Raw genomic sequence first — 6,126 nt, 5'->3', positions numbered from 1 at the left:
GGGCCGGGGGTGAGGGGGCTGTGACGCCCGATCACTATTCAGAAACCGGCGTCTCGCTATTAGAGCGAACCGCAATTTGTCGTAGCGGCGGCTTCCAGCCGCCGATTCTCAGCGCGGCCGTTCCTGCGACCCCCGCTCGCTGCGCTCGCGGACGGCGGCAGGATGCCGCCGCTACGGCTCAACGCGGACTGCTCTAAGTCATGTCATTGATGAAGTCGTGTGAGGGTTCGCCACCCTCACCCCCGACCCCTCTCCCTGAGGGAGAGGGGAGAAGAGCCATCGGCCCGCTTTGTTACTCCACCACGTCCGGCTTCTCGATCGCCCCGATTTTGGGCTCCTGCCCGCCGCGGAGGACGCTGTTGCCCTCGAACAGCGTGCGTTGATCGATCGGTAGCGGATTGAGCCAGTCGTCGGCGTTCATCTGGCCGCTTTGGCCGTAGGCGGCGAGGGCGTTTTCGTAGGTCGTCGCGCGGATCGCCTCGTCGCTGATCCCCTGTTCCTTCATCAATCGGGCCGTCTTCGGCACGGCGAGCGGGTCGCTGACGCCCCAGTCCGCGGCGCTGTCGATAATCACCCGCTCGCTGCCGTATTGCTGGACGACGGCGCACATCCGGGCGCTGCCCATTTTGGTGTGCGGGTAGATGGTGAAGGCGGCCCAGTACCCGCGATCGAGCACCTCGCGGACGGTCTCTTCGTTGTTGTGGTCGATGACCACGCGGGTCGGGTCGAAGCCGTGGTCCTCCAGCACGTCCATCGTGCGGGTCGTGCCCCGTTTTTTGTCGCGGTGGGGCGTGTGAATCATGATCGGCAGATCGACCTCCTTCGCCATTTCGATCTGTTTTCGAAGGGCGTCCTCCTCCGCGTCGGACTGGTCGTCGAAGCCGATCTCGCCGACGGCGACCACGCCCTCCTTCGCCAGATACAGCGGCATCAGGTCCAGCACCTCCTCCGCGAGGGCCGGCTTATTCGCCTCCTTGCTGTTCAATCCGATGCAGCAGTAGTGCCGGACGCCGAACTGGGCGGCCCGGAACCGCTCGAAGCCCACCAGCATCGAGAAATAATCTTTGAAGCTGCCGCAGTTCGTCCGCGGCTGGCCGAGCCAGAAGGCCGGTTCGATGACGGCCACCACGCCGGCGGCGGCGATCGCTTCGTAGTCGTCCGTGGTGCGGGAGACGCAGTGGACGTGGGGGTCGATATACATTGTTCTGGCGAGCGGGGGGCGTCAGCCCCCCGAGCTTTCGTCGTCGAGTAACGCAGTCAGATCCGCCGGCACGTCCCGGCCCGCGGCGGACCGTTCGTCGGCGTAGTCCCGCAACATCTGAGACAGGTCGTCGTTCATCCGCTCCCGCAGCCCGTCGATCGGTCGCAGGCTGGAGCCGATAAACAGCGCCTTCAGCACCATCTGGTTCCAGCGGTCGTCCGTGAATCGCTCGCGGGGGAACGGGTTGCGATGGGCGATCGCCTCGAACACGGTCTTCACGTTCGTCCGCAGCCCGTCGACGGCCCGGTCGGCCAGTGCTTCGGGGAAGGGGAGCCGCGGCAACGCCTGATAGAGCGTGACGAGTTCCCGTACCTCGGCCGCGTCGGCCAGCTTGTCGAACGCGGACAGCCAGCGGGGTTCGTCGTCCGTCGGGAACGCGTCCAGCAGGGCGATACGAGCCGCCTGATCGACGGACCAGCCGGGGAGGCGGTCGTCGTCCAACTCCGCCTTGCCGACCTTGCGGGGGGCGAGGCCGAAGCCGAGGAACAGCGCCCGCTCCTCGCCGGCGGCGATCTTTTCACGCTGCGCATCAAGCCAGGCCGCCGCGTCGGCGGACAGGTGTGGGGCGAGGGCGGCGGGGAGATCGGCAGCAGTCACGGAGACAGTTTAGCGGGTCCTTTGCTTCGCCGTCGCCGTTAGGCGGCGCGCGTCGAGAGTGGCTCGCGCCGCCTAACGGCGACGGCGAAGCGGGGGGCGACGCTCAGTACTCCCCGCCCACGTCGCTGGCGGCTTCGAAGCCTTCGAAGTCCGTCTTCTCCGCGATTTGACGGATGGTGCGGGCGTCGTTCTCTTCCCGCAGCTTGGCGATCGCGTCGTCCAGCGGCATGGCGCCGAGGTCGCCGTCGATGCGGTCGCGGACGGCGACGGCCCCTTTCTCCGCCTCCTGCGGACCGACGACGAACATGTACGGGATCAGGTCCAGTTGGGCCTCGCGAATCTTCGCCTGCAGCTTGCCGTCCTGCTCATCAAAGGTCGCTCGGAAACCAGCTTCCTTTAATGCTTTCAAGACATCCTTCGCATACTTGTTCGACTTCTCGCTCAGCGGCAGCACGCGGACCTGCTCCGGGGCGAGCCAGAGGGGGAACGCCCCCGCAAAATGTTCGATGAGGACGCCGACGAAGCGTTCCATCGAGCCGAACGGCGCCCGGTGGATCATCACGGGGCGGTGCGGCTTGTTGTCGGAGCCGATGTATTCCAGCTCGAACCGCTTGGGCAGGTTGTAGTCCAGTTGGACGGTGCCGAGCTGCCATTCGCGGCCGATGGCGTCCCGCACCTGGAAGTCCAGTTTGGGCCCGTAGAACGCCGCTTCGCCGGGGCTTTCGACGTACTCCATGCCGGACTTTTTGAGGACCGAACGCAGGGTGGCCTCGGCGGCGTCCCAGTCTTCGTCGGAGCCGATGTATTTATCGCTGCCGGGTTCGCGCAACGATAATTCGACCCGGTAATCGTTGAGTCCGACCGCTTCGAGGACGAGCTTGACCAGTTCGACCGTCTCGGCGAATTCGTGTTCGACCTGCTCCGGCGTGCAGAAGATATGCGCGTCGTCCTGCGTGAGCCCGCGAACGCGGAGCAGGCCGTTCAGTTCGCCACTCTGCTCATGCCGATAAACGGTGCCGAACTCGGCGAAGCGGATCGGCAGTTGTTTGTAGGACCGCGGCCGCGACTTATACATCATCGCGTGATGCGGGCAATTCATGGGTTTGAGCAGGAAGCGATCGGTTTTCGCTTGCCACTCCTCCAACATTTTCCGTTTATCGTCTGCCCCGGCTCCGATCTCATAGTCGCCGTCAAAGCCGAGCTTCTGCGCCGCGTTCAGAAGTTCGTATTCCTGCATGAATGGGCCATCTGCCGGCACGCCGGCCCTGAGTTGCTCGACCATCTTGTCGATGATCGGCCCGGCAAGGTGCTCATAAAGCGGTGGGAACTGCGAGTCCCTGTAGAACGGAAAGTGCCCGCTGGTCTCGTATAGCTTCACGCTGCCGATGTGCGGGCTATACACCGGCTCGTACCCCCGGCGGATCAGTTCGTCCCGCAGGAACGCTTCGAGCGTGTATCGCAGCGTGGCGCCCTTCGGCAGCCACATCACGAGGCCCTGGCCGACCTCCGGGTTGATGGTGAACAGGTCCATCTTCTGGCCGATGCGGCGGTGGTCCCGCTTCTTCGCTTCCTCAACCTGCGACAGGTAGGCCTTCAATGCCTTTTTATCGAAGAAAGCGGTGCCGTAGAGCCGTTGCAGCGGGCGGCCGGACTGGTCACCCTTCCAATGGGCGCCGGCGACGCTCATCAGCTTGAAGGCCTTGAGCTTCCCGGTGGTGGGGATGTGCGGACCTCTGCACAGGTCCACGAACTCGCCCTGCCGGTAGAAGCCGAGCGTGGGATGCTCGGCGAGGCCGGTCTGGATGTGCTCGACCTTCAACTCCTGATTCATCCCGCCGACCAGCTCGACGGCCTCGTCGCGGGGGAGATCGAACCGCTCGAAGGTCAGCTTTTCGCCGGCGATCTTCTTCATCTCCGCCTCGATGGCGGGGAAGTCGGACTCGCTGATCGGCTCCTTCAGGTCGAAGTCGTAGTAGAAGCCGGTGGCGGTCGTCGGGCCGAAGGCGAGGCCGACGCCCTCGTGCAGCCGCATCACCGCCTGAGCCATGATGTGGGCGGCGCTGTGCCGCAGCACGGCGAGGCCCTCGGGGTCGCGGTCGGTGACGAGCCGCAGGTCGACGGGTTCGTCGCCCTGAGCGAAGGAGGCGAGAGGCAAGGTCGCATCGACCAGCTTGCCATTCACCTCGGCGACGGCGACGGCCCGCATCAGGCCTTCCGAGATGCCTCGCGCGACGTCGAGGGCGGTGTCGGCGTCGCCGACGGAGAGCTGCTTGCCGTCGGGCAGGCGGACGGAGACGGTCATCGGGGGCATCCTGTGCGGGAGTCGCTCGCCGGAACGGGGGGCGAGCCGTCGGGAAGATAACTTCGCTTCGCCGTCGCCGACAGGCGGCGCGCGTCGAGAGCGGGTCGCGCCGCCTGGCGGCGACGGCGAAGCGGGGGGCTTTGCAGAGAGAACCACCGCCGCTACACTCCCCGCCCGAACAACCGCGACTCAGTTCTGCGCCCCGCTCATGTCCACTTTGAAGAAGAATAAGCGTCTCAAGCGGGCGAAGCTCACGAAGCTGTACGGCGATCGCAAACCCGGCCGCGGCAATGCCAAGGTCGAGAGCGGTAAGCCCAAGTACCTGGGCGGTAACGGTCGCAAGACCCGCTCCATCACGCCCCGCCTGTTCAAGCGGAACCTGCAAACCGTGCGTGTGATGGAAGACGGCGCCGTCGTGAAGCGGAAGGTGCCCGTCGCCCTGATCCGCAGCGGCGTGATCCAGAAAGCCGTCGTTCGCAAGGCGTTCTCGATCGACGAACACAACGTCGGGTAGACGTTCGTTCCGGTGCGTCCAAAGCAATAACGCCGGGGCCCCGCGGGGCCTCGGCGTTACGCATGCGCTGATCGGAAGGGAGGGGGCGACTCGCCCCCCTCGCCCCTTTTTAGGGGAGAGGGGCCGGGGGTGAGGGGCAAAGACCGCCCGACGAAGAGAAGCCGTCGGCGATGTCTTCGGCGTCCTCTTTGTGGGCTCCTCTACAGACGGACGCGGGTGAAGGCTCGTCACCCTCACCCCCGGCCCCTCTCCCTGAGGGAGAGGGGAGCACATTGATCGAACGTCGGTCAGCTAGTCTTCGTCGCTGCCGTCCAGAGCGTCCTTGTAGAACGCGACGAGGTCGTCGCGGAGCTGTTCCAGGCTCGGCTCGTGGACGTACATCATGTGGCCGCCGGGGTAGAACTCCGCCGTGACGCGGTCCTCGCCGCCTCCGGTCAGCAGCAGGCGGTTCAGCGTGTATTCCGCCGCGGCGGGCGGGGTGGCGAGGTCGTAGTGCCCCATCGCGAAGAACAGGTGCAGGGCGGGGTTTTGGGCCATCGCCTCGGCGAGCGTGTCGTCGCTGCGGACGTAGGCGTTGGTGAACTGTTTGTAGTTCCAGGGGTGCACCTTGCCGGTGAGGATCTCGTACGGCGTGCCGCGCTCGATCTTCAGGTTCTCGCGGAAGTGGCGGTAGAGGGCGCTGGTGAACGGGGGGAACATCGCGGCGCCGCTGGCGTCGAAGTCGCCGCGATCGCCGGCGGCCTCGCGTGCGGGGGCGGTGAAGCGACTGTCGAACCGGCCGACCGTTTTGTTCTCCTCCCGCAGCAGTTCCTTGCCGAACCGCTGCATGCCGACGCGGAGGTTGCTGTCGACGACGAACTGTTCGCTGAGCCCGGTGAACTCCGCGACCTTCGCGGCGATCGCGCGGCCTTCGTCCGACTCCGGCTTCACGCCCTTCAACAAGGCCGTGGCGTACTCGCCGATGGCGAATTCCTTTGCGGCGGCGTAAACGGCCTGCACGTCCTTCGCCTGCCAGTCTTCCGAAAGCTGCCCGTGGTAGTGGGCGGTCGTGGCGAGGGTCGGCAGGAACAGGACGTAGGGCAGGTCGTTGTTGCTGTCCGCCAACAGCGTGGCGAAGTCCAGCACGCTGCTGACGAACACGATGCCGTTCACCGCAAGGTTGTAGCGGTCCATCAGCCGACCGGCCAAACCGGCGGCCCGCAGCGTGCCGTAGCTCTCGCCGAGCAGAAACTTCGGCGAACCCCAGCGGCCCTGCTCGGTGACGTAACGGTGGATGAACTCCCCGACGGAGTTCAGATCTTCCTCGTATCCGCTGAACTCCTTCTGACGCGAGTTGTCGTCGTCGTCCTTCGCCGGCCGGCTGTAGCCGGTGCCGACGGGGTCGATGAACACCAAGTCGGTGACGTCCAGCAGGCTGTGGGCGTTGTCCTTCAGCTCATAGGGCGGGGCGGG

5 protein-coding genes are annotated in these 6,126 nt (G+C 65.6%); 1 reads left to right on the top strand and 4 read right to left on the bottom strand.

The window, feature by feature from the left end:
* Positions 1-292 precede the first annotated feature (292 nt).
* The 3 genes from LzC2_RS19570 to thrS all read right to left on the bottom strand — a co-directional run bounded on the left by LzC2_RS19570 (position 293) and on the right by thrS (position 4,160).
* On the bottom strand, positions 293-1,201 hold the full coding sequence (locus LzC2_RS19570) for a TatD family hydrolase (RefSeq protein ID WP_171189718.1): 909 nt from the start codon (positions 1,199-1,201) through the stop codon (positions 293-295).
* Positions 1,202-1,222: 21 nt separating this feature from the next.
* Positions 1,223-1,858 carry an EboA domain-containing protein gene (locus tag LzC2_RS19565; protein ID WP_171189717.1) on the bottom strand — a complete coding sequence of 212 codons (636 nt, stop codon included), beginning with the start codon at positions 1,856-1,858 and terminating at the stop codon, positions 1,223-1,225.
* A 103-nt stretch (positions 1,859-1,961) separates the two neighbouring features.
* Positions 1,962-4,160, bottom strand: a complete 2,199-nt coding sequence (gene thrS / locus LzC2_RS19560) for a threonine--tRNA ligase (RefSeq protein WP_206678815.1) — start codon at positions 4,158-4,160, stop codon at positions 1,962-1,964.
* Between the two features lie 208 nt (positions 4,161-4,368).
* Between thrS and LzC2_RS19555 the strand changes: the two genes are divergently transcribed.
* Positions 4,369-4,674: a L28 family ribosomal protein gene (locus LzC2_RS19555; protein WP_171189715.1), complete on the top strand. Its 306-nt coding sequence runs from the start codon at positions 4,369-4,371 to the stop codon at positions 4,672-4,674.
* A gap of 291 nt (positions 4,675-4,965) precedes the next feature.
* On the opposite strand, the gene LzC2_RS19550 is transcribed toward LzC2_RS19555, so the two are convergent.
* On the bottom strand, positions 4,966-6,126 hold a 1,161-nt coding region (locus LzC2_RS19550), incomplete at its 5' end, for a S10 family peptidase (RefSeq protein WP_171189714.1).

This window comes from Alienimonas chondri, assembly GCF_013036045.1.
Classification (GTDB): Bacteria; Planctomycetota; Planctomycetia; order Planctomycetales; family Planctomycetaceae; genus Alienimonas; species Alienimonas chondri.
This window is presented reverse-complemented; position numbering and strand designations above follow the sequence as displayed.

What these genes read in the sequence shown, in the direction of transcription:
- LzC2_RS19570 (WP_171189718.1), bottom strand. Translation starts at nt 1,201, where the DNA reads ATGTATATCGACCCCCACGTCCACTGCGTCTCCCGCACCACGGACGAC.
- thrS (WP_206678815.1), bottom strand. Translation starts at nt 4,160, where the DNA reads ATGACCGTCTCCGTCCGCCTGCCCGACGGCAAGCAGCTCTCCGTCGGC.
- LzC2_RS19555 (WP_171189715.1), top strand. Translation starts at nt 4,369, where the DNA reads ATGTCCACTTTGAAGAAGAATAAGCGTCTCAAGCGGGCGAAGCTCACG.